This is a genomic window from Aquimarina sp. AWH4_224 (genome assembly GCF_056160245.1).
The window spans coordinates 1-700 of record NZ_JBSWWU010000045.1 but is presented as its reverse complement, the minus strand read 5'-3'; the positions used below and the strand labels follow the sequence as shown (position 1 = coordinate 700).

Below are 700 nucleotides of genomic sequence, written 5' to 3'. Positions count from 1 at the left end.
AGAACCTATAGTGTGACGGATGCCGCAGGAAACAGCATCAATGTGACTCAGACAATCACCATTAACGATACTACCGATCCAACAGCAAGCAATCCAGCACCGATTAGTGCACAATGTGCTGCACCCACGCCAGATATTACTGTCGTTACTGATGAAGCGGACAATTGTGGTACTCCCACGGTGGCATTTGTCAGTGATGTAAGCGATGGGAATAGCAATCCAGAAGTGATCACCAGAACCTATAGTGTTACAGATGCCGCAGGAAACAGCATCAATGTGACTCAGACGATCACGGTTAATGATACTACCGATCCCACAGCGAGTAATCCAGCACCGATTAGTGCCCAATGTGCTGCACCTACACCAGATATCACAGTCGTTACTGATGAAGCGGACAATTGTGGTACTCCCACGGTGGCATTTGTCAGTGATGTAAGCGATGGGAATAGCAATCCAGAAGTGATCACCAGAACCTATAGTGTTACAGATGCCGCAGGAAACAGCATCAATGTGACTCAGACAATCACGATTAACGATACTACTGATCCAACAGCAAGTAATCCATCACCGATCAGTGCCCAATGTGCTGCACCTACACCAGATATTACAGTCGTTACTGATGAAGCGGACAATTGTGGTACTCCCACGGTGGCATTTGTAAGTGATGTAAGTGATGGGAACAGCAACCCGGAAGTCATCA

At 47.1% G+C, this 700-nt stretch carries 1 pseudogene; it reads left to right on the top strand.

The window, feature by feature from the left end:
• Positions 1-700 (top strand): annotated as a pseudogene (locus ACXAGJ_RS24620) (gliding motility-associated C-terminal domain-containing protein); the annotation flags it as partial.